The 26,007-nt window shown below is 71.3% G+C and carries 17 protein-coding genes; 12 read left to right on the top strand and 5 right to left on the bottom strand.

The window, feature by feature from the left end:
* Positions 1 to 58: 58 nt before the first annotated feature.
* The 3 genes from WMF14_RS38490 to WMF14_RS38480 all read left to right on the top strand — a co-directional run bounded on the left by WMF14_RS38490 (position 59) and on the right by WMF14_RS38480 (position 6,182).
* Entirely contained in the window at positions 59 to 4,024 is a 3,966-nt protein-coding gene (locus tag WMF14_RS38490; RefSeq protein ID WP_437794587.1) for a protein kinase domain-containing protein, read from the top strand.
* Between the two features lie 311 nt (positions 4,025 to 4,335).
* Positions 4,336 to 5,139, top strand: a complete 804-nt coding sequence (locus tag WMF14_RS38485) for a hypothetical protein (protein WP_272103974.1) — start codon at positions 4,336 to 4,338, stop codon at positions 5,137 to 5,139.
* A 140-nt stretch (positions 5,140 to 5,279) separates the two neighbouring features.
* A complete protein-coding gene (locus WMF14_RS38480) occupies positions 5,280 to 6,182 on the top strand; it encodes a LysR family transcriptional regulator (RefSeq protein ID WP_437794584.1) in 903 nt (300 codons plus the stop codon).
* Here the strand turns inward: WMF14_RS38480 and WMF14_RS38475 are convergent.
* Positions 6,163 to 6,480, bottom strand: coding sequence for a putative quinol monooxygenase (locus WMF14_RS38475; protein WP_272103977.1), 318 nt, complete (start codon positions 6,478 to 6,480; stop codon positions 6,163 to 6,165). The genes WMF14_RS38480 and WMF14_RS38475 overlap by 20 nt on opposite strands.
* A gap of 237 nt (positions 6,481 to 6,717) precedes the next feature.
* Between WMF14_RS38475 and WMF14_RS38470 the strand changes: the two genes are divergently transcribed.
* The 4 genes from WMF14_RS38470 (at position 6,718) to WMF14_RS38455 (ending at position 8,701) form a co-directional block, all read left to right on the top strand.
* The gene (locus tag WMF14_RS38470; protein ID WP_437794581.1) at positions 6,718 to 7,323 is read left to right on the top strand and encodes a hypothetical protein; all 606 of its coding nucleotides are present in this window, start codon (positions 6,718 to 6,720) and stop codon (positions 7,321 to 7,323) included.
* Positions 7,324 to 7,354: 31 nt separating this feature from the next.
* On the top strand, positions 7,355 to 7,609 hold the full coding sequence (locus tag WMF14_RS38465; RefSeq protein WP_437794580.1) for a hypothetical protein: 255 nt from the start codon (positions 7,355 to 7,357) through the stop codon (positions 7,607 to 7,609).
* 56 nt (positions 7,610 to 7,665) lie between these two features.
* On the top strand, positions 7,666 to 7,818 hold the full coding sequence (locus WMF14_RS38460) for a hypothetical protein (RefSeq protein WP_437794577.1): 153 nt from the start codon (positions 7,666 to 7,668) through the stop codon (positions 7,816 to 7,818).
* A gap of 643 nt (positions 7,819 to 8,461) precedes the next feature.
* Positions 8,462 to 8,701, top strand: coding sequence for an MbtH family protein (locus WMF14_RS38455; protein ID WP_437794575.1), 240 nt, complete (start codon positions 8,462 to 8,464; stop codon positions 8,699 to 8,701).
* A gap of 844 nt (positions 8,702 to 9,545) precedes the next feature.
* On the opposite strand, the gene WMF14_RS38450 is transcribed toward WMF14_RS38455, so the two are convergent.
* Complete coding sequence (locus WMF14_RS38450) at positions 9,546 to 10,388, bottom strand: PfkB family carbohydrate kinase (protein WP_437794573.1); 843 nt, start codon at positions 10,386 to 10,388, stop codon at positions 9,546 to 9,548.
* Between the two features lie 522 nt (positions 10,389 to 10,910).
* On the opposite strand from WMF14_RS38450, the gene WMF14_RS38445 reads away from it, so the two are divergent.
* The 3 genes from WMF14_RS38445 (at position 10,911) to WMF14_RS38435 (ending at position 18,272) form a co-directional block, all read left to right on the top strand.
* Complete coding sequence (locus WMF14_RS38445; RefSeq protein WP_437794571.1) at positions 10,911 to 14,714, top strand: M23 family metallopeptidase; 3,804 nt, start codon at positions 10,911 to 10,913, stop codon at positions 14,712 to 14,714.
* Between the two features lie 713 nt (positions 14,715 to 15,427).
* Positions 15,428 to 16,189: a fatty acid desaturase gene (locus WMF14_RS38440; protein WP_272104041.1), complete on the top strand. Its 762-nt coding sequence runs from the start codon at positions 15,428 to 15,430 to the stop codon at positions 16,187 to 16,189.
* A gap of 607 nt (positions 16,190 to 16,796) precedes the next feature.
* Positions 16,797 to 18,272, top strand: coding sequence for an ATP-binding protein (locus tag WMF14_RS38435; protein ID WP_437794568.1), 1,476 nt, complete (start codon positions 16,797 to 16,799; stop codon positions 18,270 to 18,272).
* A gap of 63 nt (positions 18,273 to 18,335) precedes the next feature.
* On the opposite strand, the gene WMF14_RS38430 is transcribed toward WMF14_RS38435, so the two are convergent.
* Together WMF14_RS38430 and WMF14_RS38425 are read right to left on the bottom strand one after the other, a co-directional pair.
* The gene (locus tag WMF14_RS38430) at positions 18,336 to 19,211 is read right to left on the bottom strand and encodes an MBL fold metallo-hydrolase (RefSeq protein WP_437794565.1); all 876 of its coding nucleotides are present in this window, start codon (positions 19,209 to 19,211) and stop codon (positions 18,336 to 18,338) included.
* Complete coding sequence (locus tag WMF14_RS38425) at positions 19,208 to 20,392, bottom strand: thiolase family protein (RefSeq protein ID WP_437804381.1); 1,185 nt, start codon at positions 20,390 to 20,392, stop codon at positions 19,208 to 19,210. Before WMF14_RS38425 ends, WMF14_RS38430 begins: the two co-directional genes overlap by 4 nt.
* 589 nt (positions 20,393 to 20,981) lie before the next feature.
* Here WMF14_RS38425 and WMF14_RS38420 point away from each other — a divergent pair.
* Together WMF14_RS38420 and WMF14_RS38415 are read left to right on the top strand one after the other, a co-directional pair.
* Complete coding sequence (locus WMF14_RS38420; protein ID WP_437794563.1) at positions 20,982 to 21,617, top strand: peroxiredoxin; 636 nt, start codon at positions 20,982 to 20,984, stop codon at positions 21,615 to 21,617.
* A 279-nt stretch (positions 21,618 to 21,896) separates the two neighbouring features.
* The gene (locus tag WMF14_RS38415) at positions 21,897 to 24,032 is read left to right on the top strand and encodes a glycosyl hydrolase (protein WP_437794560.1); all 2,136 of its coding nucleotides are present in this window, start codon (positions 21,897 to 21,899) and stop codon (positions 24,030 to 24,032) included.
* Positions 24,033 to 24,246: 214 nt separating this feature from the next.
* Here WMF14_RS38415 and WMF14_RS38410 read toward each other — a convergent pair whose 3' ends face one another.
* Positions 24,247 to 25,992 carry a class II glutamine amidotransferase gene (locus WMF14_RS38410; protein ID WP_437794557.1) on the bottom strand — a complete coding sequence of 582 codons (1,746 nt, stop codon included), beginning with the start codon at positions 25,990 to 25,992 and terminating at the stop codon, positions 24,247 to 24,249.
* Positions 25,993 to 26,007 lie beyond the last annotated feature (15 nt).

Raw genomic sequence — 26,007 nt, 5'->3', positions numbered from 1 at the left:
GGCCTGTATCCAGACCAGGAGGGCGGCGCGCGTGATATCGCTGGATTCACGGCCGTTGATGCGCGTCGGAGAGATCGTCGACGAGCGGTTCCAGATCGAGGGCCTCGCGGGCTCGGGCGGGATGGGGCACGTCTACCGGGCGCGCGACCGGCGAAGCGGCGACACGGTGGCTCTCAAGGTGATTCGCCGCGCCGACAAGGGCGAGCTGAGCCGCTTCTCCTACGAGGTGGAGGCGCTCTCGGCGCTGCGCGTTCCCGGCGTCGTCCGGTACATCGCGCACGGCGTCGCGGCGGGCGGCAAGCCGTATCTGGTGATGGAGTGGCTCGCCGGGGAGACGCTCGCCGAGCGCATCGCGCGGCGAGCGCTCACCCCCGCCGAGAGCGTCGACGTCGTCGCGCGCATCGCGGAGACGCTCGGCGCCCTCCACGGGCAGGGCGTCGTGCACCGCGACCTCAAGCCGAGCAACCTGCTGCTCGTCGAGGGGCGGCTCGATCGCGCGATGGTGCTCGACTTCGGGATCGCGCGCTTCCGGATCGACCAGCAGCTCACCCTGCCGGGCACCGTCCTCGGGACCCCGGAGTACATGGCGCCCGAGCAGGCGCGCGGCGAGCGGCGCGTCGACGCCCGCGCCGACGTGTTCGCGCTCGGCTGCGTGCTCTTCAAGTGCCTCACCGGGCGCGCCGCCTTCCAGGGCGCCGGGGCGCTCGCCGTGCTGGTCAAGGTGCTCCTCGACGAGCCCCCACGCCTCCGCGAGGTCCGCCTCGACCTGCCGGACGAGCTCGACGCCCTCGTCGCCAGGATGCTCGCGAAGCAGCCGGACGGGCGGCCCCGCGACGGCGCGGCCGTCGCCGAGGAGCTCCGCGCGATCGACCTCAGCCGCGCCGGCGCGGCGGACGGCGCCCACCCTGCCGCGCCGGCGCCGGTCCTGGAGCTCACGAGCAGCGAGCGGCGCGTCACGTGCCTCGTGCTCGCGCACGAGCGCTCGGCGCCCGAGGAGGTGACGCGCTCGCAGGAGGAGGAGCAGGCGCGGGCGACGGGCCGCGCCGAGGAGCTCTACGCGCTCGCCGAGCGCTACCAGGGCCAGATCGAGCTCATCGACGCGAGATCGCCGCTGCTCGTGCTGACGAGCGCCGAGGCGGCCACCGATCTCGCCGCGCAGGCCGCGCGCTGCGCGCTCTCGCTGCGCGGGCTGCTCGGCGGGGCGCAGGTCTCGCTCGTGACCGGCCGGGCCGAGCTCACGTCGCGCATCCCGATGGGCGAGCTCATCGACCGGGCGGTCCAGCTCCTGCCGTCGCGCGGCGACCCGGGCGCGATCGCCGCGGTCCGCATCGACGAGGTGACGGCGGGGCTGCTGGGCGGCAGGTTCGAGACGAGCAGCGAGGGCGGCGCGCGCTTCCTCCACGGGGCCCGGGACGACCTCAAGGTGACGTCGGCGCCGGCGTTGCTCGGCAAGCCGATGGCGTGCTTCGGGCGAGAGCGGGAGCTCGGCGTGCTCGGCGCCGAGCTCGAGCGGAGCATCGACGAGTCGACCTCGGGCGTGCTGCTGGTGGTCGCTGCGGCCGGCATGGGCAAATCGCGGCTGCGGCAGGAGTTCCTCGAGAAGGTGTCGTCGCGCAACGCACGGGCGGCCGACGGCGCGCGCGACGGAGGCGGCGCCGACCTGGCGGACGGCGCCCGCGTGGAGGTGTGGGTCGGCCAGGGCGATCCGATGAGCTCGGGCTCGGCGTTCGGGCTGCTGTCGCGCGCGCTGCGGAGCGCGATGGGCATCGTCGACGGCGAGCCGCTGGAGGAGCGGCGGCGCAAGGTGAGGGCGCGGGTCGAGCGCCACCCCGAGCTCGACGTCGGGCGCGTCAGCGCCTTCCTTGGCGAGCTCCTGGGCGCGCCGTTCCCGGACGACGACATCCGGGTCGGCGCGGCGCGGCGCAACCGGCAGCTGATGGGCGATCAGCTGCGGCTGTCGTGGGAGGAGTTCATCCGGGCCGAGTGCGCGAGGCAGCCGGTGCTGCTGATCCTCGAGGACCTGCAGTGGGGCGACCTGCCCACCCTGACGATGGTCGAGGCGGCGCTCCGGAGCCTCCGGGATCTGCCGTTCCTGGTGCTCGGGCTGGCTCGACCCGAGGTGCACGAGGCCTTTCCGGGGCTGTCTCAGGGGCGCTTCGGCAACCAGATGATGCTGCCGCCGCTCACGCGCCGGGCGAGCGAGCGGCTGGTGCGCGCCGCGCTGGGCGACGAGGCGAGCGCGGAGCTCGTGGCCACGCTGGTGGACCGGGCCGACGGCAACCCGTTCTACCTGGAGGAGCAGGTCCGCGCGGTGGCGGCCGGCCACGGCGCGGACCTGCCGGAGACGGTGCTGGCGATGGTGCAGGCGCGCATCGAGGCGCTCGACGCGGAGGCGCGGCGCGTGCTGCGGGCGGCGAGCGTGTTCGGCCAGGCGTTCTGGCCGAGCGCGGTGAGCGCGCTGCTCGGGGGCGCCGAGGTGACGCGCTGGCTCTCGGAGCTGGAGCGCCGTGAGGTGGTCCACCGGCGCGGCCCCGGCCGGCTGCGGGGCGAGGTCGAGTACCGCTTCCGGCACGCGCTGGTGCGTGAGGCGGCGTACGGGATGCTGACCGAGGCCGACCGGCGGCTGGGCCACGCGCTGGCGGGCGCCTGGCTGGAGGGCGCGGGCGAGCCCGACGCGATGGCGCTCGCGGAGCACTTCGAGCGCGGCGCGGTGCCCGCGCGGGCCGCGGCGGCGTACCTGCGCGCGGCGCAGCACGCCCTGGAGGGCAACGATCTCGGCGCCGCGATCGCGCGGGCCGAGCGCGGGCTCGAGTGTGCGCCGGAGCCCGCGGTGGTGGGGGCGCTCCGGCTGGTCCAGGCCGAGGCGCATGTGTGGCGGGGCGATCTCGCGCTCGCCGAGCAGCGGGGGACCGACGCGGCGCGGCACCTCGCGCCCGGCTCGGCGCCATGGTTCGCGGCCGTCACGCAGGCCGTCGCGGCCGCGAGCAAGCTGGGCGGCTTCGACCGCGTGGAGCGGTGGATGGGCGAGGCGGTCGTCATGGCGGCCTCGCAGGGCGCGGAGAGCGCGAAGAGCACCTGTCTCTCCATGGGCGCCTCGACGCTGGCCTTCACCGGGCGGCTCGCGGTCGTCGACGCGCTCATCGCGGAGGTCGAGCGCGCCATGGGCGACGGGGCGTCGACAGGCGCCGGCACGGGGGCCGAGGTGGTCGCGGGGCTGCACCAGGCGCGCGCTTTCCGCGCCATGAGCGGGGGCGATCCCGGCGCCTGCGTCACCGGCCTGGAGGCCGCGCTCGTGGCGTACGAGCAGGTCGGCGACCGGCGCAACGCGTGCATCACCCGCGCGAACCTGGGCTATTCCTACGGGGAGCTCGGCGATTTCGGCGGCGCCGAGGCGGCGCTCCGCTCCGTGCTGGAGGCCACGGAGCGGATGGGTCTGCACGAGGTGGCGGCGGCGGCGCAGGCCAGCCTCGGGCAGGTCCTCGCCTACGGCGGCAAGCTCGCCGAGGCGCGCGCCGTCGAGGAGGCGGCCCTCGCGTCGAGCCAGCGGCTGGGCGACCCGCGCGCCGAGGTGGTGTCGCGCTCGTACCTCGCGAAGATCGCCCTGCTCGCCGGCGATTTCGCGGGCGCGGAGCGCGAGGCGCGCCTCGCCGAGGCGCTGGACAGCGCGTCGCCGTTCCGCGTAGCGGCCACGGCGATCCGCGCCCGGGCGCTGATCGGGCTGGGGCGCGCCGTCGACGCGCTCGCGGCCGCCGGCGAGGCCCTGGCAGCGCTCGAGTCGCTCGGCGGGATCGAGGAGGGTGAGTCGATGATCCGGCTGGTCCACGCGGAGGCGTTCTCTGCGGTCGGCGACGCGGCCAGGGCCGCTGTCGCCATTTCATCGGCGCGCGACAAGCTGCTCGACCGGGCCGCCAGCGTCCGCGATCCCGAGTGGCGCAGGCGCTTTCTCTCCCACGTCCCGGACAACGCCCGCACACTGGAGCTGGCGGCGCAGTGGGTCGGAATGGGCCCGAGCTGTCGGAACTGAGCGTAGCTGAACGGAATCTGGCGTAACCGGGCGTAACCGGGCGTAACCGGGCGTAACCGGGCGTAATCTGGCGTAACTACGCGCCGTTTTGCTACGGGCGAATCTGCATCGAGCGTCAATTTAAGAGCTGACAGCCGCGGTGAATCACCGTACTCTAGCCTAGACGTGGAGAGTTCCCGGCTGTCGTTGTGCTGAACGACGCACCGGAGGGCGTGCTGCGATCGGGGAGCGTGGGTGCTCCCCTTGGCTCGCTACCGAGGTCTCATCACGTGAAAATCAAGGCTGTACTTGGATGCGCAGGTGTCCTTTTCGTGGCTACTGGCTGCATGGCGCCCGAGCTGGAGCTCGAAGCGCATGCTGAAGAGACAGAGGAGCTCGACACGAGCGCTGACGCGCTCGCGAGCGGCAATGCGCTGAGCGCCAATGCGCTGACGGCCAATGCGCTGAGCGCCAATGCGTTGAGCGCCAACGCGCTCAGCGCGAACGCGCTGGCCCCGGAGGCGGCCTCTGCGCTCACGGATCCTGGCGAGCGGGGCGACCTCTTTCGGACGCTTGTGAAGTATACGGTCAGCTGCGCCCTCAAGGAGTCCCAGTCGTTCCGTTTCTCCTGGACCGACCGCGCGGGCGCGACCCACAAGGAGGTTTATCCCGGACATCTCGGCCTCGCGCCCCGGTGGGACCGGCGCCCGCTCGATAAGGAGGGCAAGCAGATGGTCTCCGCGTGCCTCGCCGCCCACACGAACCGTTATGGCGTCTCGGTCCTTGTCTCGATGCGCTCCCGACAGACCCCGCTCTGCCACGAGGTCGAGGACGATGAGCTCGACGAGTACCCTCATGTCGAAGGGGCCTTCTGGGGGAACCTCTTCACGAAGACGCCGTACCTGCGCGCCTGCTACAACACCGCGAACGTCGATGTCTCGCGCTCGGCGAAGCGCGACTGCGCCGCCGGGCACGTCAATGCGGACGGGGAGATCGAGGGCTGCGGGATGATCGAGATCGTCGGGAGCTGCAAGGAGTCCTGCGGCAAGCTCGACCGCTCCGGGGAGTATTACAAAAGCTGCGATGATCCCGAGCTGGGCAAGACGCGCTACATCATCACCACCGCGCTGCGGTGACTCTCGCCATCCCGAGGAGAGGGGCCGCCGGGCATCTTCTCCCGCAGCAGCCCCGATCGGAGCCGAGCGAGCGCTCCTCCCTCCTTGGCCTCCTTGGCCTCCTTGGCGCGGGCGGCGTCGTCGGGCGAAGATGCGCGGCCATGGAGATGCATCAGGTCCGGTATTTCCTTGCGGTGATCGAGACCCGCAGTTTCACGCGCGCGGCCGAGCGGTGCGCGGTCTCGCAGCCCGCGCTCACGGCCGCCATCAAGAAGCTCGAGGAGGAGCTGGGCGGGCCGCTCGTCCTGCGCGAGCGCGGCGGCGCCAAGCTCACGGCGCTGGGGCAGCGCGTGCTGCCGCGGCTCCAGCGGCTGCGGGACGAGATGCAGGCCGTCCAGGTGATCGCGGACAACCACCGGCGCCTCAAGCAGGTGCCGCTCCGGGTGGGCATCCTCTGCACCATCGGGCCCGCGCGGCTCGCCGGCTCGCTGGCGGCGTTCCGCGCGGAGGCGCCGGGGGTGGAGCTGGAGATCGCGGTGGCCGTGCAGGGCGAGCTCCTGCGGCGGCTGGAGGAGGCCGAGGTCGACGTCATCGTCTCGAACCTCGGTGACGCCGTTCCGGACTGGTGCGTGGTGGCGCCCCTCTACGAGGAGCGCTACGTCGTGGTCCTCCCGCCCGGCCATCGCCTGGCCGCGCGCGAGGGCCTGCGGCTCGAGGATCTGGACGGCGAGCCTTACCTCGATCGGCTCGCCTGCGAGATGCGCGAGCAGGTGACGGGCGCGTGCGCCGCGCGGCGCGTGGACCTGTACGCGGCGTACCGGACCGATCGAGAGGACTGGGTCCAGAGCCTGGTGCACGCGGGGCTGGGTTTTGCGTTCATGCCCGAGCACTCGGTGCTCGTGACGGGCGCGTCGCAGCGCCCGCTCGTCGACCCGGCCCTCCGGCGCACCGTCGCGCTTGTGCGCTCGGGCGATCGCACGCCGGCGCCGGGCTTGCAGCTCTTCTGGGACGCGCTGCTCTCGCGCGCTGCCCGGGCGCGGCCGGTCACCCCTTCGCGGCGATGATGTCCACGTGCTCGATGACGGGCGGCGTGGCGAGCAGCTCCGGCGCCTTTGCCATGAGCGCGGCCGCGATGCGGCCCGCGAGGTGCTCCTTGCGCCCCACCTCGTCCGCGAAGGTATCGAAGATGCCGAACGTCGACGGCCCGATGCGCAGCGCGAACCAGTGAACCGTCCGCGGCTCCTCGGCGGCGAGGCCGACGGCGGAGCGGAGGAGGGCCTCGACCTCGGCCTCCTTGCCGGGCTTGGCCTCGATGCGGGCCAGGAGGGAGAGGGTCACGGCGGTCGGGGAAGCAGCGGTCATGGGATCCTCCTCTTCGGCGGCGCACGGCGCGCCGCGCTTCGGTGAGTAGAGTTGTAACGACGCCCGTCCGGCCGACCATTCGTTGTTCTGGATGGATCCATCAGCGCCGTGGATGGGCGCTTCACAGCAGGGGTAGCTGCCGTTCTTCGCCATGGCGCCGCCACCCCTGAGGTGGAGCTCTCCTCGGGTTCTCCCGTCGTTTCGCGTCGGCATGGGGTGTGCTCGAGGCCGAGCGTCATGCCGACGCTCGAGCACAACGCCCTCGTCGAGATGTTCCGCGAGCACCCCGAGCTCGCGCCCCACTGGCTCGCGACGCTCTTCCACCTCGAGGTGCCGCCGCATACCTCGGTCGGGGTGGTCGAGTCGTCGCTCGATCAGCTCATCCCGGTCGAGTTCCGCGCGGATCTGGTGCTCGAGCTTCGAGACGCGAGCGGCGCGCTCGCGCTGGCGATCGTCATCGAGGTCCAGCGCGACATGGATCCGGACAAGAAGTTCTCGTGGCCGACGTACGTAACGGTCGTGCGCGCCAAGAAGCGCTGCGGCACGGTCGTGCTCGTGATCGCACCGGACGCCGGCGTGGCCGCCTGGGCGGCGAAGAACATCGACCTCGGCCTGGGCCTCGGCCACGTCGAGCCGCTGGTGCTCGGTCCGGCCGTTGTCCCTGAGATCACCGACCCAGCCGAGGCGGAGAAGGACGCCGAGCTGGCCGTGCTCTCGGCGGTGGCGCACGGCAATGGGCCGAACGGGGTTCGCCGTGCTCAAGGCTGCGCTCGTTGCCCTGGGCCGGCTCGACCAGGAGCACGCCATGGTCTACTTTCAGGTCATCTGGAGCGGGTTGCGTGAGCCCATGCGGCGGGCTCTGGAGGCGTTGGTCATGGAACGGCAGATCGAAGACGAGGCGAGGTTTCCGTTCGTGCGAGAGCTCATGGATCGCAGCGAGCTCAAGGGCCTACGTGAGGGCGAGCTCAAGGGCAAGCGGGACACGCTGCTGCGGCTGCTTGCGCGCGCAGGGATCGCGCTGACGGTGAACGAGAGCGCGCGCATTCACGCATGCACGGACATCGCGACCCTCGACCGCTGGATCGATAACGTCCTCGGGGCGAAGACTGCGACCGACGTGCTCTCCTGACTGGAACGCGCTGACCGCGAAGACAGGCGAGGAGGCCCTCTCTGCTACGCGCCGCCGTGGAGGCGGGCACCTGCCAGTTGCTCGCCGTGGACCCGAGGAAGGCGAGCCCGTTCGACCGCGGCCAGCTTGTTCTTGATGAGATCACCGCGACGCTCGAGTGGCTGTTCGACGAAGGCCGACGCTCGATTGCCGCTCTGAGCTGGACCTGAACCGTCCGTATCACGCCGCCATGCCCTGCAGCCGGCGGAGACAGGGCGCGGTCGACGTGCGCCGACGCCGCACCTACCGCCCTCGTCAACGCCGGTGACCTCGTAGGCGGATACGTCGCTCCGTGAAGACGAAGCCATCGGCGCTTACCGCCATAATGATGGCTCGGTTCTCTCCGTCGCTTCCTTCGTACCTCCGCAGGTGTGCCACGCCGGCGTCGACCGCCTCGCCCAGCAAGCAGCGCGTGACTGAACGTCGATGTGAACCACCGGTGGCCGCGCGTGGGAGGAGATCGCAAGATCCCTCGCATCGTGGTTCGCGGCCGGGCGCCTCGCCGGCGTGGGCGCTACGCGACCGTTTCACCCCGCGGCGTCCGCCCGTCCCGCTTCGGCTTGCTACGGCGCTAGCACGACAAGACACGGGCTGAGGCTCCTGGCCCGTTCCCGCGGCGTGCGGCGTCGATCAATGGGGCATCGGCTCGCTGGCGCGATGTCGTGACACGGGCATCGATCCCGGCGTGAGGCCGTCTCGGGCGGAGACGGCCTGATCCTGCGATCCGCGCTCGGAGATTCCGGCTCGACGGCGCGGGGGCCGAGGTTATGGTGCGACCCCGCAGCGCAGTCGGGCCGACCCGTGGAGGGGAAGATGAACCAGGAAGAGCGGCAGGACGTAGCCACCTATCGCGTCGTCGTCGATCACGAGAAGCAGTACACCGTCTGCCCTGTCGAGCGCGCGATCCCCCGTGGGTCGCGGGAGGCCGGCAAGCAGGGATCCATCACGGAGTGCCTCGCTTACATCGAGCAGGCATGGGAGCGCCTGCGCGCCCCGGCGGAGGGATGCGCCCCGGCGGAGGTCGCCCGAGCGCGCGCGGAGTGGCTCTCCTGACGCCGCCATGAGGCGAGGATGGCGGCGACGGCGGGGGCGACGTGGCCATGAAGCGGAGTCCGTGCCGTTCGCCCGGCAGCCTGGTCAGGCCGGACCGGGCTGGCTGGACCTGGAGCACGCTGGCTGGACGGAGGTCCTTGCACCATGGGGGCCTGCCGAAGCGTGCCAACCTGGGCCAGAGGGGAACTCCAGCGCTCGACGTAGCTGCAGGAAGCAAGGCAAGGAGCGCTGCGGAACGCCAGTTGCTGAGGGCAGGCCCGGAGGAGCTGATGCGTCACCTCTCTCTCGTCGGTGTTGCCCTCGCTGTGCCCCTGTTCATCGGCTGTTCCTCGCACGTGGACCTCGACGCGGAGAGCGCTCCAGCGGGGGCGCCGGAGGCGCGCCGCGCGGGGAAGGAGGCGCACCGAGCGGGGAGACGGTGGTCTCGCCTGGGTGCCCGAGCGAGGTGCTGGTCGAGTCGACAGCGTGTCCGGAGATCGGGAAGATCTGCACGTACACGACGGGCGATTGCGCCCTCGTGTTCGAATGCAAACGCAACATGGGCGATCCCGACGATACCCAGAACAGCTGCGCAGCGCGGCCGGCAGCCTGGCTCAAGACGGAGCAATCGGCGTGTGGTGGATGCTCCGGGGCCGACGCGCGCTGCGTCCCGTGTGAGAGCGCCAGCCCAGGCGAACCGTGCGATGCTGTCGGGTATGTTTGCGAGGCCGAGTCTGGGAGCGTCAACTGCGGTCCGGCGCTGCGCTGTCAGGACGACAAGACATGGGCGGTATCACAATTCTACCCCTGGTGCTGCATCTAGGTAACAAGCGCCGGCATACCGCCCCGCAGACGTGTATCCGAGTCACGGTGCGATGAGGCGGATCTGCGTCTCGAGCGGATCGATCCCCCGCAGCACCGCGGCGCCGTGCGGTCCGGCGCGGCGACAGGCTTCCTCGACCGGGAGGCCGTGGGCGAGATAGAAGGTGAGCGCCCCGGCGAAGCTGTCGCCGGCGCCGTACTCGCCGAGGACGCGGGCGGGCGCGGGCGGCGCGTCGACCAGCGCGGCGCCCCCCGGGCGGAGGACGCGGACAGGGCGCGGCCCGTCGGTGAGCACCAGCGCGCCGGGGCAGGGGTCGTACGCGTCGAGCGGGGCGTTCTCGCGCGGATCGGAGGCGCTGCCGATGACCACGTCGGGCGCGATCGCCGCCGCCCGGAGCGCCGCGCCCCTGCGGGCCGTCACCACGAGGCGACGCGCGGCGCGCGCGAGGCGCAGGCTCTCGGGGTCGGCGCCGGTGAAGTAGACGGCGTCGCAGCCGGCGAGGATCGACCACGGGAGCGGATCGATCGCGGCGGGCTGGAGCGGGGCCCCCGTGACGATGATGGTGCGACGGCCCTCGGCGTCCACGACGACGACCACGCGCGGGTGGTCCACGGCGCGCACGGCCGCGTGGACGTGCACGCGCCCCGGCGCGACACGGATGCGCTCCTCGACGGCGCGCGCCGCCGCGTCGCGCCCGAGCGCGGTGAAGAGGTGGATCTCGGCGTCGCTCTGGCAGAGCTGCGCGAAGGCGAGGCCGCCGCCCCCGCCGGGCAGGAAGCGCGCGTCGAGCAGGTGAACGATGTCGCCCGGCTGAGGGATGCCCTCGGTGCGACCGAGCGTCACGTGCTCGACGTGCCCCACGACGGCGATGCGCGGCGCTGCCATGCCGCTCGACATAGCACGGCGGTGCCGCGCCGCGCGGGATTAGCACGGCGGTGCCGCGCCGCGCAGGCACCTCCCGGTCGCCGCCCGGCCGGGGCATGCGCGCCTCCCCAGCCCCCCCCCGCCGCCGGCCATGCCCTGCGGCGCCCCTCGCCGGGCATGGCCGGCGGCGCGCGCGGGAAAAGAGGATCGGTGTCTGTCAGAAGACGGGCGGCCGCGGCGTAGGAACGGGGGTGGCCGGAGAGCCACACCTGATCCGCGTCGCAGCGCGCTCCTGCGCGCCGGTGCCAGCCGCCGTCGCGCGCTGGCGAACGGAGACGCACGCGCGACGGCCGCGCGACACGCGACGCGCGACCCGCGACGGAGCGCTGGCCGAAGGGCTTCGTCTGCCCGGCTTCTCATCAACGATCCATGTCCAGAGGAGATCAACACCGTGCTTCATCACGCATTCGACAGATCCGTCCGGTACCCTGCGCCACGCCCCGCCGCCGCGCTCGTCGCGGGCCGCGGGAGGACGGGCGCATCATGAGGAGGCTTTGCAAAGGCGCGCTCCTCGCGGCGCTCGCGCTCGGGAGCACCATCGCGAGCGCGGGAGACGCGCGGGCTACAGAGGGCGCCACCGCCTTCTGGAGCAACGCCGTCGAGGTCCAGGTGTCGGGCGGCGCCCTCACCCGCGGTCCGGGCTGGGGCTGGAGCGCCGGCGCCTCGTCGGTCCAGCAGATCGAGGCGGGCGACGGGTTCGTCGAGTTCTCCACGAACGAGGCGAACCGGACCAAGATCGCCGGGTTGAGCCACGGCGACGAGAGCCCGTCGTTCTGGGACATCGATTACGGGGTGCTCCTTCGCGCCGACGGGGGCGTGGAGATCCTCGAGCAGGGGTACGGGAAGGGCTACTTCGGGACCTACCAGGCCGGCGACGTCTTCCGCGTCGAGGTGTTCGATGGCCAGGTGCGTTATCGCAAGAACGGAGTCGTATTCTATACGAGCCACACGGGGCCCACCTACCCGCTCGCGCTCGACGCCAGCCTGCACGACGAGGGCGCGACCGTCACCAGCGCCCAGGTCACGAGCTGCGCGGCCGGCGACGAGAGCTGCATGCCGCCGGGGTTCTGGAAGAACGTCCGCTACGCCCCGGCGAACGGGACCTTGCTGACGCGCAGCCCCGGCTGGGGCTGGCACGCCTGGGCCTCGTCGGTCCAGCAGATCGAGGCCGGCGATGGGTTCGTGGAGTTCTCCACGAACGAGGCGAGCCTCGAGAAGATGGCGGGCCTTGGCAACGGCGACGCCGATCAGGGCTTCGGGGACATCGACTATGCGGTCTTTCTGCGCGCCGATGGAGGCCTGGAGATCGTCGAGCAGGGGGTCGGGAAAGGCTACTTCGGGACGTACCAGGCCGGCGACGTCTTCCGCGTGGAGGCGTTCAGCGGCCAGGTGCGTTACCGCAAGAACGGGCTCGTGTTCTACACGAGCGCCACGGCGCCCACCTACCCGCTCGGGCTCGACACCAGCCTGAACCACGAGGGCGCGACCATCACCAGCGCCCAGGTCGCGAGCTGCGCGGCCGGGGACACGAGCTGCATGCCGCCGGGGCTGTGGAGGAACGTCCGCTACGTCACCGCCAACGGAGGCGCGCTGACGCGAAGCGCCGGCTGGGGCTGGCACGCCGGCGCCTCATCGGCCGAGCAGATCGAGGCGGGCGACGGGTTCGTGGAGTTCTCCACGAACGAGGCAAACCTCGAGAAGATGGCCGGCCTCAATCACGGCGACGCCGATCAGGGCTTCGGGGACATCGATTACGCGATCTACCTGCGCGCCGATGGAGGCCTGGAGATCGTCGAGCAGGGGGCTCTACAGGGGTACTTCGGGATGTACCAGCCGGGCGACGTATTCCGCGTCGAGGTGTTCAACGGTCATGTGCGTTACCGGCAGAACGGGATGGTGTTCCACACGAGCAACACGGCGCCCACCTACCCGCTCGGGCTCGACACCAGCCTGAACCACGAGGGCGCGACCGTCACCGGGGCCCAGATCATGAGCTGCGCGGCCGGGGACGAGGCCTGCATGCCGCCGCAGGAGTGGAAGAACGTCCGCTACGCCACGGCGAACGGAAGCCTGCTGACCCGCGACGCCGGCTGGGGCTGGCACGCCGGGGCCTCGTCGGCCGAGCAGATCGAGGCGGGCGACGGCTACGTCGAGTTCTCCACGAACGAGGCGGACCTCCAGAAGATGGCGGGCCTCGGCCACGGCGACACGGACCAGGGCTTCGGAGACATCGATTACGCGATCTACCTGCGCGACGACGGGGGCCTGGAGGTCTACGAGCAGGGCGTTGGACAGGGATACTTCGGGCCCTACGAGGTCGGGGACGTCTTCCGCGTCGAGGTGTTCAATGGCCAGGTGCGCTACCGCAAGAACGGGATGGTGTTCCACACGAGCACCACGGCGCCCACCTACCCGCTCGGGCTCGACACCAGCCTGAACCACGAGGGCGCGACCGTCGCCGGCGCCCAGGTCTTGAGCTGCGCGGCCGGAGACACGAGCTGCATGCCCCCCGGGCTATGGCAGAACGTCCGCTATGCCACCGCCAACGGAGGCGTGCTGACACGAAGCGCCGGCTGGGGCTGGCACGCCGGGGCCTCGTCGGCCGAGCAGATCGAGGCGGGCGACGGCTACGTGGAGTTCTCCACGAACGAGGCGAGCCTCCAGAAGATGGCGGGCCTGAGCCACGGCGATGTCGATCAGGGCTTCGGGGACATCGATTACGCGATCTACCTGCGCGCCGATGGAGGCCTGGAGATCTACGAGCAGGGCGTTGGACAGGGGTACTTCGGGACCTACCAGGCCGGCGACGTCTTCCGTGTCGAGGTGTTCAATGGCCAGGTGCGGTACCGCAAGAACGGGCTGGCGTTCCATACGAGCCTGACGGCGCCCACCTATCCGCTCAGGCTCGATACCAGCCTGAACGACGGGGGCGCGACCGTTACCGGTGCCCAGGTCGTGAGCTGCGCGGCCGGGGACACGAGCTGCATGCCGCCGGGGTTCTGGAAGAACGTCCGCCAGGCGCCGGCGAGCGGGGGCTCGCTGACGCGCGCCGCCGGCTGGGGCTGGTATGCCGGGGCCTCGTCGGTCCAGCAGATCGCGTCGGACGACGGCTACGTGGAGTTCTCCACGAGCGAGACGAACCGGTACAAGATGGCGGGCCTTGGCCACGGCGACGCCGATCAGGGGTACGGAGACATCGATTACGCGATCTACCTGCGCGGCGACGGGGGACTGGAGGTCGTGGAGAACGGCTACGGACAGGGCTACTTCGGGACCTACCAGGCGGGCGACGTCTTCCGCGTCGACGTGCAGAGCGGCCAGGTCCGCTACCTGAAGAACGGGGCCGTGTTCCACACGAGCAGCGCAACGCCCACCTACCCGCTCGAGCTGGACACCAGCCTGTTCGATGAGGGCGCGACCATCACGAACGCGTCGGTCTCGGGCGCTGGCGGCGGGGGGGACCCGACCACCGGCTGCGGCGAGGTGGGGCCCGGCGACGAGCTCAGCGACACGAAGGTGCCCACGTTCTGCAATCACCCCACCACGATGCCGAACGGGGACGCGCCGCCCATGGGGCAGTACTTCGGCCATACGTGCACCTCGGTCGTGCTCCAGACCGTCTATTACACGCACACGTCCGGCAACCACAGCGGGCTCGACTTCTCCGTCCCGGCGCGCAGCCCCTTGTACTCGGTCGGCTATGGAAAGGTCATGTGCGCCGGGCCAGACGCCTGCGTGGGCAGGTACCCCACCGCCCGGGGCGCGCCCGCCCAGATCGATCTGACGATCCGCTATGGCTCGGTCTACGTCATCTACGGGCACGCCGCGTCGACCCTCGTCGCGGAGGGCGATCTCGTCGTCCCGGGGCAGGAGATCGGCGAGTCGTCGGACTGGCCGAACAACGATCACCTGCACTTCGAGGTCCGCCGCGTCGCCGACAACAAGGCGCCGAACCCGGTGCCGTTCTTCTCGCCGGACATCCGGGGCTATCTCGAGGGCACCGTCACCGACGCGCACTTCTGCACGGGGCACTTCGACGATCAAGCGGACGTGGGGTTCACGTCGACTACCCAGCTCGATGAGCGGCCGTGCACGGACGCGAACGACGGGACGACCGGCCCGATCCGCTGCCAGGAGGTGTGCGACTACAGCCCTGCGGACTGCGAGGTAAAAACCTACCCCAACGGGCGCAGGGAGGTGCACGAGTACTGCGGCGTATTCAGCTGCGGCGGCGGCACCTATGCCTGCGGGCTCCGCCGGAATACGGCCGCCCAGGCGTGCCCGTGACGCCCGCGCCGTGACGCCGCCCATCATCGGCGTGCGCCGTTGAGCCGAGCTCGCCGGCGCCGCCGCCGCGCCTGACATCGACATCCATCCCCGCCATGGCGCCGCCACCCCCCGTGGCCGCGGCGCCTGAGCGCGCGCCGCTCGCCGGGACGCCTCCCACCGGCTAGTACACAGCTTCATCCCCCTGTCTCTCCGCGCCTCCAAGGCCGCCGAGGCCAGCCAGCGCTGCCTGCTCCGCGAGCGGCACCTGCGCGGCCACCAGTTCCGCGAGCGCCGTCGCCCGCCGAGGCGCGCCGCTGCCAGCACCACCTCGTGCACGAGATCCCTCCACGCGAGAGGACCCACCCTGGATCGCCGTGTCCAAGGCGTGGACAGCGACCGCCCACCGGCTGGACGCTGGCAGGGCTGAAGCCCAGGGCTCGCGCCTGGATACCCGGTCTCCGGGAGAGGCACCGGTGTTGCTACTCGGTACAGAGAAACAGAGAAAGAGTGAAGGCGGTCGCTCGGTGGGCGGCTGCCCCCCCTCGTCCGGCGCCGGCGGCGGGACATCACGATGGCGAGGAGCTTCGTGACATCGGAGTCGGGCGTTCCCGTGGAGGGCACGACGCCTGACGTGCTGCAGACGCTCGGTCGTCGACACGCTTGCTTGCTGGCTCCGAGAGGGGCCCTGAGGTGGATCTATGGGGATACCCGCTGCACAGGCACAAGGCGTCGTGCGCTCCGTCGCGTGGCGCGACCTCTGTCATCTCACGCCGCGCCAGATCGCGAGCGAGCTCCTCCTGCCGCTGCCCTGGCTGATTGGCTCGCTCGTCGCTTGTCGTGCGGGATGGTTCATCGCCGCCGGTGTCTGCTGGTTCTTCTTCTTTCTCACGGGGCTGCGGGTCGTCCATGGCGCGCAGCACTACAGCCTGGGCCTGCCGCGCTGGGCCCAGGACACGGTGCTCCTCGTGCTGAGCGTCCTGATGGCGGCCAGCATGCACGCGATCCAGGCGACCCACTGGCAGCATCACCGGGCTTGCCTCGACGAGACCGATGTCGAAGCGCGGCCGGCTCGCCTCTCGTGGTGGCGAGCGCTCGTCTCCGGGCCGATGTTCATCCTGACCCTCCACGTGCGTGGCGCCATGCTCGCGCGCCGCCGGCAGCGATGGTGGATCGCGGCGGAGATCCTCCTGATCGCCGCCCTGCTGGCCTCCGCGGCGTTCGGGCCCTGGGTCCTGCGGGTTCACGTCATGGCGATGCTGGCCGGCGAGTGCGCGACCGGCTTCTTCGCGGTATGGACCGTGCATCGCGGCTGCGACGGCGCCGGGCACGTCGCGCGCACGCAGCGCGGGAGATGGAAGCCAGTGCTCGCCTACAGCATGTTCTATCATCGAGAGCATCACTGGTTCCCACAGGTGCCCACCCCCCACCTGCGCGAGCTGGCGAGACGCCTCGATGCTGTCGCGCCCGTCGCTGCCGAGCACGAGGTGTACTGATGCGGTGACCTGACCGGACCCCGCGTCGCGACGGACGGCGGTCCCTATCGTGCTGATCAATTTCTATCGAAAAGGCGAGGGGAGGCTCCGGCCGTCGCGTGCTGCTCGGTTCGGTCCTCGGCAGCTATCAGCAGGCGGCGGCCCGAGCAGCTGACCGATCGCCGCATGGACGACCCGGGCTGCCTCCACATCCCCGAGGGCGACGGCTCGGCTCAGAGTGCCTGCGAGCGAGGCGACGACGGCCGCCCGAGGCGGCGTATGAACCGTCGCGAGCTCCCCGGGCCCGAGGTCCGGCGGCTGGGCCCGGGTTGGGGCCATGCCCTTAGAACCGGTGCGATCCGGGTTCACGGCTCTCGAAAACCTCGGAGAAGCGGCCTGCCGGCGTTGTGAGGAGGTGGCGACCCGCACCTTGTCGTCCCAGACCGACCGCTGGGTCCAGATCCCGAGCGCCTGGCCGCAGCTCGGGTCGAGCCTCGCGGTCTTCTACTCGGGCGTCGCTCGCCTCGGCGGAGACGCGCCGCGCGCGTAGGCGAGCGCGGAGGGCCGCCGCTCGGGGGCGACGGTGCGTCCGAGTTGCCTCGGGCGCAAAATCGGACCAATCGAGACCATGGAATCAGCAGCGGCGCGGCGCCCGTCAGAGCTCGGCTCCTCAGGGCAGGTAAGCCTGAGCACGCTCCTCGGGATCGCGACATTTCTCCTCACGGGCGCGGCGATCGCCGTGGCCGCCGCGCTCATGGTCGCCGCGACGACCATGCAGCAGGCCACCGGGATCCTCGGTGACGCGATCGAGAGCGTCCGCCTGGTGCACAGCCTGCAGATCGACCTCCTCCTCGATGCACATCAGATCAACCGCGACGCCGGGGCCGCCAGCGGCGGGCCGAGCTCCACCTTCCACGAGTGGGAGAGCGAGCTACGGAAGGGCCTTGCGGAGGCTCACCATTACGTGAGCAGCCAGGAAGAGAGCGACGTGCTCATCGACGCGGAGCAGCGCGTCGATGAATACCTGGTCGGGCGTCGAGCCACCGATGCCGGCGGCCCACCCCCCTCGTCGGACGCGCGGGCGCCAGCCATCGATTCGCTCGCCTTCGACGAGGCGTTCAAGGCCCTCGACCGCCTTGTCGAGATCAACCTCCATCAGGCCCGTGCGTCCAAGGCGCTCATCGAGCGTCTGGGCGGGCGCGCGACCGCCGCCGGCGTCGCGGCCGTCATCTTCTTCATGGCCGGCGCGTCCTTGGTCCTCATCAGCGCGCGGCGGCTCGTCTACGGCCCCATCGTCGCGATCCAGGAGGCGATCGGCCGCTACGGCGCGGGGGACCGCGCCGCGCGCGCGCCGCTCGTCGGGCCGCGCGAGCTCGGGGACATCGCGCGGGCCTTCAACAGCACGGCGGAGTCGCTGGAGCGCCAGCGCGAGGCGCAGTTCGCGTTCCTCGGCGGCGTGGCGCACGACCTAAGGAACCCGCTCTCGGCGCTCCGGCTGTCGGTCGGCTTCCTCAACGACGGAGGCCCGCCGTCGGAGCCGCGCGTGCAGCGGACCATGGCGCTCGTCGGACGGCAGGTCGATCGCCTCGAGCGCATGGTCGGGGACCTCCTCGACGCGTCACAGATCGAGGCGTGCAAGCTCGAGCTCCGGGTCGAGGACCGCGATCTGCGCGAGCTCGTGCAGGAGGCGGTCGAGCTCTATCGCCCGGTCTCGCCGGAGCATCCGATCGAGCTCTCGCTCCCCGAAGCGCCGGTGCTCGTCCGCTGCGATGCGACGCGGGTCCTGCAGGTGCTCAACAACCTCCTGTCGAACGCGCTCAAGTACTCTCCCGCCGGAGGCCAGGTCGACGTGACGGTCCACGGCGGCGCGGGCCGCGCCGAGATCGCGGTTCGCGATCGCGGGGTCGGGATCGATGCGGCGGATCTGGCGCACCTCTTCGAGCCGTTCCGGCGCCTCAAGGCGTCGGCGGGCGCGATCCCTGGGACGGGCCTCGGGCTCGCCGTGGCGAAGCGCATCGTCGAGGCGCACGGCGGCCGCCTCCTCGTCGAGAGCGAGCTGGGCGCTGGCTCGGTGTTCCGGGTCGAGCTGCCGCGTGCTTCCTGAGGGGAGACGCGGCGTTCGAGGCGCTCGCTGCTGGAAGTGATACCGCTCCGCCCGACCGTACGGTCAGGCGTCCTTTCCCGCCGCGCGCCGCCAGCGGTCCTCGCGGCGCGCCGCCCGCCCCTCGCGCTCCAGCTTGATCAGGTGAGCCTCGAGGCTCAGCCGCGCGAGCGGCCAGACGAGCGGCGCCGTGTCGGCATAGGCGACCGGCAAGAGCGCCTCGATCGACGTGCCGCTCGCGCCGGCCGCGCTGGCCGCCTCGAGCGCCGCCAGCACCAGCCGCTCCCTCCCCAGCCGGTGCGCGATGTAGCGCCGGAACAGCGCCTCCGGCGCGTCGATCGGCCCGCCGTGCGCCGGCAGCACGACCCGCGCCCCGAGCCCCGCGAGCCGCTCGAGCTGCGCGAGGTACTCCGCCATGTCGCCCTCCCGGGGATCGATCAGGATGGTCCCCTCGCCGGCCACCATGTCGCCGCAGACCAGGGCGCCCTGCGCCTCGTCGAGGAAGCAGAGGTGGTCGGGCGCGTGCCCCGGCGTGTGGAGCACCCGCAGCGCCATCGGCTCCGGCCCGCCGAGCCGCACCACCTCCCCGTCCGCGAGGTGGCGCGCGAGCGGGACGCCCGGAAGGCGCGGGGCCGCCTCGGCGTGCCCCCAGACCGGCAGGCCCAGCTCGGCCGCGAAGAAGCGCGCGCCCCCGACGTGGTCGGCGTGGTGGTGGGTCACCGCGATCGCCGCGATCGAGCGCCCCTGGGACGCGAAGCCGCGCGCCCACGCGAGCCACTCGCGGCGCTCGTCCTCGTACGGCGTGGCCGGCTCGACGAGCAGCACCTCGCCGCCGCCGAGCGCGTAGCTGTTCGTGTGGGTCGCGGGCGGCAGGGTCGGCGTGCGCGCGGGGAAGGCCTCCACGCCGCGCACGCCGGGCCCGACGGGCTGCGGGCGGATCACCGCTCCACGACGACCGCGAGCGCCTCGCCGCCGCCGATGCAGAGGGTGGCCAGGCCGCGCTTCGCGTTCCGGTCCTTCATCGCGAAGAGCAGCGTCGTCAGGATGCGCGCCCCGCTCGCGCCGATGGGGTGGCCGAGCGCGACCGCGCCGCCGCGGACGTTGACCTTCTGGGCGTCGAGCCCGGAGAGCTTGTTCACCGCGAGCGCCACCACCGCGAACGCCTCGTTCACCTCGAAGAGGTCGATCTGGTCCGTCGGGATGCCGAGCTTCTTCGTGGTGTTCGCGATGGCCGCGGCCGGCGCCGTCGTGAACCACTCGGGCGCCTGCGCGGCGCCGCCATAGCCGACGATCCGCGCGAGCGGCGTGAGCTTGTGCTCCTTGACGGCGCGCTCGCTCGCCAGGACGAGCGCGCTCGCGCCGTCGTTGATCGACGACGCGTTGGCCGCGGTGATCGTCCCGTCCTTCTGGAACGCGGGCTTCAGCGACGCGAACTTCTCGGGCTTGCCCGCGGGCGGGCCCTCGTCCTCCTTCACGACCACCGCGTCGCCCTTCTTCTGCGGGACGGAGACGGGCGCGATCTCCGCGGCGAAGAGCCCCTCGCGCTGGGCCGCGACCGCGCGGCGGAAGCTCTCCTTCGCGTACTCGTCCTGCGCCTCCCGCGAGAAGCCGTGCTCCCTGGCGCACGCGTCGCCCGCGGTGCCCATGTGGAAGTTGCCGTACGGGTCCCACAGGCCATCGTGGATCATGCCGTCCACGAGCTTGCCGTCGCCCATGCGGTAGCCGGAGCGCGCCTGCGGGAGGTAGTAGGGCACGTTCGACATCGACTCCATGCCGCCGGCGACGACGACGTCCGCGTCGCCGAGCGCCACCGTCTTCGCGCCGAAGATGACGGCCTGGAGGCCCGAGCCGCAGACCTTGCTCACGGTGGTGGCCGGGACCTTGCTCGGGATGCCGGCGTAGATGGCGGCCTGCCGGGCCGGAGCCTGCCCGATACCCGCGGACAGGACATTGCCGAGGAACACCTCCTCGACGGCCTCCGGAGACAGCTTTGCCCGCTCGAGCGCCGCCCGGATGGCGACCTCGCCCAGGCGGGGGGCGGGCAAGGGCGACAGTGCGCCCTGGAACGCGCCGATCGGCGTCCGGGCCGCTGCGACGATGTACACGGGGACGGGCAGGGTCATGATCTCCTCCAGCAGCGCTGATGCCATGTTATTCGATGACGCCGTCCATGCGCCTTGCGAATAGGCCTTGGGTACCTCGGTTGCCCCGGGGGGGCAAGCCGGCCCCGGGCGCTCCGCTGCCTGCGCGGCGGCGTGCACGGTTGCCTGCGCGGTTCGTTCGGTTCGTTCGGTTCGCGGGTTCACATCGATCGCCCCCTGCCCCGCGCCGCCGGCCGGGCTCTTCGCGACCCGGCTCCTCGCGATTCGCTTCGAGATCGTGTGTCGCCACCCAGCCGCCGCGCGCCGCGCCTCGCGGGACGGACGCTGCGGCCGCGCGCGGGCGCGGGAAACCGGGAGTAGAGCGCAGTCGTCGTGCGGACGCTCTCGGACGGAATCCAAGCTCCGCCCGAGCCGGATCCAGGCTGGCCCTGAGCGCCCTCCGGGCCGAGGCCCCGCCGACTCGTCGCCTCGTCGCCTCGGCGCGCGGCGACGCTGGCGTGGGCCGGCGGGCGCTATGTGGTACGCCGGGGACGTCGCGTGTTACCGTGCGCGCCGATGGGGAAGGGGGGCTGTCCTCCCTGCGCCCGGGCGGACAAGGAGCGAACGAGCGATGGTGAATGCAGGCGATCGTGCCCCCGATTTCTCTCTCGAAAGCGACAGCGGTAAGACGGTGGGCCTCACGGATTTCCCGGGCAAGACGGTCGTCCTCTACTTCTATCCAAAGGACGACACCCCCGGCTGCACGCGGGAGGCCCAGGCCTTCTCCGCGGCCCTGCGCGCCTTCGCCGAGGCCGGCGCCGTCGTGCTCGGCGTCTCCCGCGACTCCGTCGAACGCCACCGGAAGTTCAGGGACAAATACGATCTCGGGGTGACGCTCCTCAGCGATCCGGATCTCGCCGCGCACAACGCCTACGGCGTCTACGGCGAGAAGTCGATGTACGGCAAGAAGGTGATGGGCACGATCCGGAGCACCTTCATCATCGGCCCCGACCGCGCGGTGAAGCACGCCTTCAGCGGCGTGAAGGTCGACGGACACGCGGACGAGGTGCTCGCGCTCGTGCGCGGAGGCGGCAGAGGCGAGGCGCCGCCCGCGCCTTTGGCAGGGGCGACCGCGAAGAGCGCGGCCAAGGCGCCTGCGAAGGGCGCGGCCAAGACGCCTGCGAAGGGCGCGGCCAAGGCGCCTGCGAGGAGCGCGGCCAAGGCGCCTGCGAAGGGCGCGGCCAAGACGCCTGCGAAGACTCGATAAGGCACCGCATGAACCGTCGGACAACGACATAGCCGACTCGCGGCGTGCGGGCTGTCGATCCCCTGATGGATGGCATCGCGAGGGCCTCGGGCGCGTGGACGGCGCGCTCGCCAAGCTGGACGGGCCCCGCGCTTCATGAAAGAATCTGTGCCGTTGCTTGCAAATCGATGAAACTACCACGATACCAGGGCTCATCTCTCGATCCGCTTCGTGTCAGGTGGAGCGATGAGCGCTGGAGCGAGGGAGCGAGGGAGCTGGATTATGATGTTGAAGCATCCGATGCTACGGACTTTTGCTTTGCTGAGCTGCCTCTCCGCGATCGCCGCGTGCGGCGACGACGAGCCGCCGCCCAAGGTGACCGAGGGCGAGGGCGGCGGAGGCGGCGGGGGGGGCGGCAGCGGCGGCACCGGCGGCACCGGGGGCGTGCCGCCCGAGACGTGGGATCTCGACCGCAGCAAGCCGCTGTCGGACGTCGATCCGGAGTTCACGGAGGCGGAGCACCCGCTCGCGCCGGGCGCCGTGCTGGCCGATCTCAAGGCCCCGCTCCCCACGAACGCCACCTGGATGAACTTCGCTCTCGGTGAGGGCGATCAGCGGATCAACGCCGCGCCGTACGACCTCAAGGCGGTCCGACAGGCGCTGTCGATCTCCCGGCCCGCCGTCGTGGTGGAGAGCACGGCCGTCACCTCGGCGGACTTGACGCAGCTCGCGCTCAGCGCGCGCCAGGCCTTCTCCGGCCACACCGTCAAATCGGCCGATCTCCTCTCGGTCACCGTGGAGTGGGCGGCGCCGGGCGGCACGATGACGGCGCCCATCGTGTACGGGATGCCGTACGTGACGGCCACCTACGACGGGCTCGCCCCCTCCGTCCGCGCCGGCGACGGCGTGGCGATCACCGAGGTCAACGGCGAGTCGACGAGCCCCACCACGGTCACGGGCGACCGATTCGAGATCTCGCTCAACAACGGCCAGACGTGGGTGCTCTATGCGTTCCCCGAGATCAGCCTCGAGTGGGACGCCCTCTCCATGACGGCGGACGAGCCGTACGAGGGCTCGCTCCGCCTCGCGCTCGTCCCCGGGCCGAACGCCGCGGCCGAGCTCGACGACCACGCCGCTGTCATCCCGGTCGGCGGCGACATCGAGGCCTCGGTCACCGAGGATGAGGCCACCGTGCGCTTCGTCTGGAAGACCGAGGGCGAGGGCGATCTCCTGACCATGGCGCTGCCGCACCATCTGGATCACCTCAACATGTTCAAGCCGGCGGACGTCTCGTACCCGACCGTGATCGGCCAGATGAAGGGCATGTCCGGCGCGAGCTGGGAGCTCAAGTACCCGCTCAGCACGATCGGCTGGGACGCGCCGCGCCGCGTCTCGGACGAGTGGGGCGATGCCGTCGTCGAGGCTCTCGAGCAGGACAAGGGGTTCATGCCCGACGAGGCGGTCGCCGGATCGGACCCCTATTTCGGGGGCAAGCAGATCGCGAAGCTCGCGCGCCTCGCGCAGATCGCCGAGGTGGTCGGCAAGGCGGACCTCGCGGAGGAGCTCAGGGCGCGGCTCAAGTCGCGCCTCAACCCGTGGCTCAACGGCCAGAACGCCAACCCCCTCGTCTACGACACGACCTGGGGCGGCCTCGTGACGACCAAGGGCCTGGCGGACCAGACCGCCGACTTCGGCCAGGCGTATTACAACGATCACCACTTCCACTACGGCTACTTCCTCTACGCGGCGGCCGTGCTGGCGAAGAGCGATGAGGCGTGGCGCGAGGAGTACGGGGACAAAGCGCTCTGGCTCGTCCGGGACATCGCGAACCCGAGCGCCAAGGACAAGTTCTTCACGCCGTTCCGCAACATGGATTGGTTCAGGGGCCACTCGTGGGCGTCAGGGCTGTTCCCGTTCGCGGATGGCCGCAACCAGGAGTCGACCTCCGAGGCCGTCAACGCCTGGTACAGCATACAGCTCCTCGGCGAGGCGCTCGAGAACAAGGACGTGGAGAACCTCGGTCGGGTGCTCCTCGCCATGGAGACGGCCTCGGCGCAGACGTACTGGCAGGTGACCGCGGACAGCACCGTCTACCCCGAGCCGTTCAAGAACAAGGGCGCTGTCGGCGTGCTCTGGTCCACGAAGGCCGACTTCGGGACGTGGTTCGGCGCCAACCCCGAGTACGTCTATGGGATCCAGCTGCTCCCGATCACGCCGATCTCGGAGTCGCTCATCTCCAAGGACTGGATCCAGGACGCGTGGCCCGTGATCTCGGAGACCACGGCAGACGCGGAGGACCCTTGGAAAGCGTTCCTGATCGCGGCGCACGCGACCGTCGACAAGGAGGCGGCCTGGGAGGACGCGCAGGCGCTCACCGCGCTCGACGACGGCCTCAGCCGGACGGCGCTCCTCTACTGGATCGCCACGCGGCCCTGAGCCGGCCGCCCTCGCAATCGATCGTCCCGCGGCCTGGTGGTGGGGGAATTCCCCCACCCTTCGGGGATGATGGAACCGCCAAGGCGCCATGAGACGCCAAGAATTCTGTGGTTTTCTTGGCGTCCTTGGCGCGCTTGGCGGTTCAAAAGACCCCCACCTTCAGCCAAAGTACCACCCTGCCACCCGCGGCCGTGAGCCGGCGGCCCCTCACTCCTCAATCGATGGGCTCGACCCGCACGTCGACCGCGAGGCGCTCCGCCCCTCCGCCCACGTAGATCGTGCCCGAGGTCGGCGTCGCGTCCACGTAGTTGCGCCCGACCGCGATGCGGATGTGATCGGTCTGCGTCAGGATCCCGTTCGTCGGGTCGAAGCCCTTCCACCCGATCTCCGGCAGGTACACCTGGACCCAGGCGTGCGACGCCTCGCTCTGCCGCTGGTTCTCGTGCTTCGGCCCCGTGTAGATGTACCCGCACACGTAGCGCGACGGCACGCCGAGCAGCCGCGTCAGGCAGATGAACAGGTTCGTGAAGTCCTGGCACACGCCGCGGCGGTTCGCGTACACGTCGAACGCCGTCGTGAACAGGTTCGTCGACCCCTGCTTGTACTCGTACTCCTCGAAGATCGACGCGTTCAGGTCGAGCAGCGTGTCGAGCAGGTCGTAGCCGTTCCGCTCCACGAAGGTCATCGCGTACTCGCTGAGCTCCGCGAGCTCGCTCTCGGGCAGCTCCGGCGGCAGGAGGAACGGCTGCAGGATCTGGCGCTGCCACGGCATCCACACGAGCGGGATCGTCGACCGGGCGCGCAGCGGGCGGAAGCTCAGCGGATCGGTGTCGAGCAGCTCCACCCGCGACCTCGACTCGATGACGAGATCGTTGAAGGGCGTGTCGAGGAGCACCCGCCGCGCGCGGTTGCCGAAGACGTCGTCGTACTCGCGATGCTGGCCCTCGACCGACACCTCGATCTCGTTGTGCAGCAGCGTCTGCATGCGGTCGTGCGCCGGCGTCAGCCGCAGGAGGTGCGTGCTGCGCTCCACCGCGGTCGCATAGTGGTACGACGTGCGGTGCACCACCTGGAAGCGGCGGATCGCCGCGTGCACGGGCCGCCGGACCGGGCGCGACGAGAGCGGCGGCGTGGACGACGACGGCTTGCGCCGGTCGGTGCGCGGGGACGCCGTGGCCCGGAGCGCCCCCTGCCGCAGCACCACGAGGTGCCCCGGGGGTACGCGCTTCCAGGCCGCCGCCCGCCCGCCCGCGTGGACCTTGAGCTCCTCCGACGAGACGATGACGCCCTTGCGGCTCTTGACCCCCCGGCGCGTCAGGTCGACCTCCAGATCGTCGTCGCCGAACGCGAGGCGCTCGTACGGCGGCAGCACCTCCCACAGGAAGGCGTCCCCCTCGCGATCGCGATCGGCGTAGACCACCAGATCACGGCCGTCGGCCAGGACCGACGTCAGGGGGCCGTGCTCGTTCATCTCGTCGAACCAGTCGCGCAGCACCGCCGGATCGACGTCGCCGATGCTCCGGAGGCCCTCGGACGCCATCCAGCGCATGAGCTCGCACAGGATGAGCTCCGTGTCCGTCGAGCCGACCGGCTGGAAGAGCGACTTCGGATCGACCTCGATCCGGTCGACGAGGCTGCCGCTGTGCGCGAACAGCCAGTCACGCCCGCCCCAGCTCCGGCTGAACGGCTGCGTGTTGGCGTCGTTGACGCTGCCCCACGTCGCCGTGCGGATGTGCAGCACGAGCAGCGACGACTCGAGGTGCTCCCACGCCTTCACGAGCTCGCTGCGGATGCTCCCCTGCGGCGGCGCCGGCTCCTTGAGCACCGAGGCGCTCGGCTCCCCGCCGGGGTAGTAACCGATGCCCCAGCCGTCAGGCAGTTTGCGCCCGGGGCGCAGGCAGGTGAGATCGAAGCATGGGGCGAGCTCGCCCTCGAACGACATCGCGAGGAGATTCGGCATGGGTGCGTCGGCGAC

The organism is Sorangium sp. So ce693 (assembly GCF_051521375.1).
Classification (GTDB): Bacteria; Myxococcota_A; Polyangia; order Polyangiales; family Polyangiaceae; genus Sorangium; species Sorangium atrum.
Note: the sequence above shows the minus strand (reverse complement) of the source record. Positions and strands in the feature narration are given on the sequence as shown.

Coding starts and splice junctions, on each gene's coding strand:
- WMF14_RS38490 (WP_437794587.1), top strand. CDS start 59: ATGCGCGTCGGAGAGATCGTCGACGAGCGGTTCCAGATCGAGGGCCTC.
- WMF14_RS38480 (WP_437794584.1), top strand. CDS start 5,280: ATGGAGATGCATCAGGTCCGGTATTTCCTTGCGGTGATCGAGACCCGC.
- WMF14_RS38475 (WP_272103977.1), bottom strand. CDS start 6,480: ATGACCGCTGCTTCCCCGACCGCCGTGACCCTCTCCCTCCTGGCCCGC.
- WMF14_RS38470 (WP_437794581.1), top strand. CDS start 6,718: ATGCCGACGCTCGAGCACAACGCCCTCGTCGAGATGTTCCGCGAGCAC.
- WMF14_RS38465 (WP_437794580.1), top strand. CDS start 7,355: ATGGAACGGCAGATCGAAGACGAGGCGAGGTTTCCGTTCGTGCGAGAG.
- WMF14_RS38455 (WP_437794575.1), top strand. CDS start 8,462: ATGAACCAGGAAGAGCGGCAGGACGTAGCCACCTATCGCGTCGTCGTC.
- WMF14_RS38450 (WP_437794573.1), bottom strand. CDS start 10,388: ATGGCAGCGCCGCGCATCGCCGTCGTGGGGCACGTCGAGCACGTGACG.
- WMF14_RS38445 (WP_437794571.1), top strand. CDS start 10,911: ATGAGGAGGCTTTGCAAAGGCGCGCTCCTCGCGGCGCTCGCGCTCGGG.
- WMF14_RS38435 (WP_437794568.1), top strand. CDS start 16,797: ATGGAATCAGCAGCGGCGCGGCGCCCGTCAGAGCTCGGCTCCTCAGGG.
- WMF14_RS38425 (WP_437804381.1), bottom strand. CDS start 20,392: ATGACCCTGCCCGTCCCCGTGTACATCGTCGCAGCGGCCCGGACGCCG.
- WMF14_RS38420 (WP_437794563.1), top strand. CDS start 20,982: ATGGTGAATGCAGGCGATCGTGCCCCCGATTTCTCTCTCGAAAGCGAC.
- WMF14_RS38415 (WP_437794560.1), top strand. CDS start 21,897: ATGCTACGGACTTTTGCTTTGCTGAGCTGCCTCTCCGCGATCGCCGCG.
- WMF14_RS38410 (WP_437794557.1), bottom strand. CDS start 25,992: ATGCCGAATCTCCTCGCGATGTCGTTCGAGGGCGAGCTCGCCCCATGC.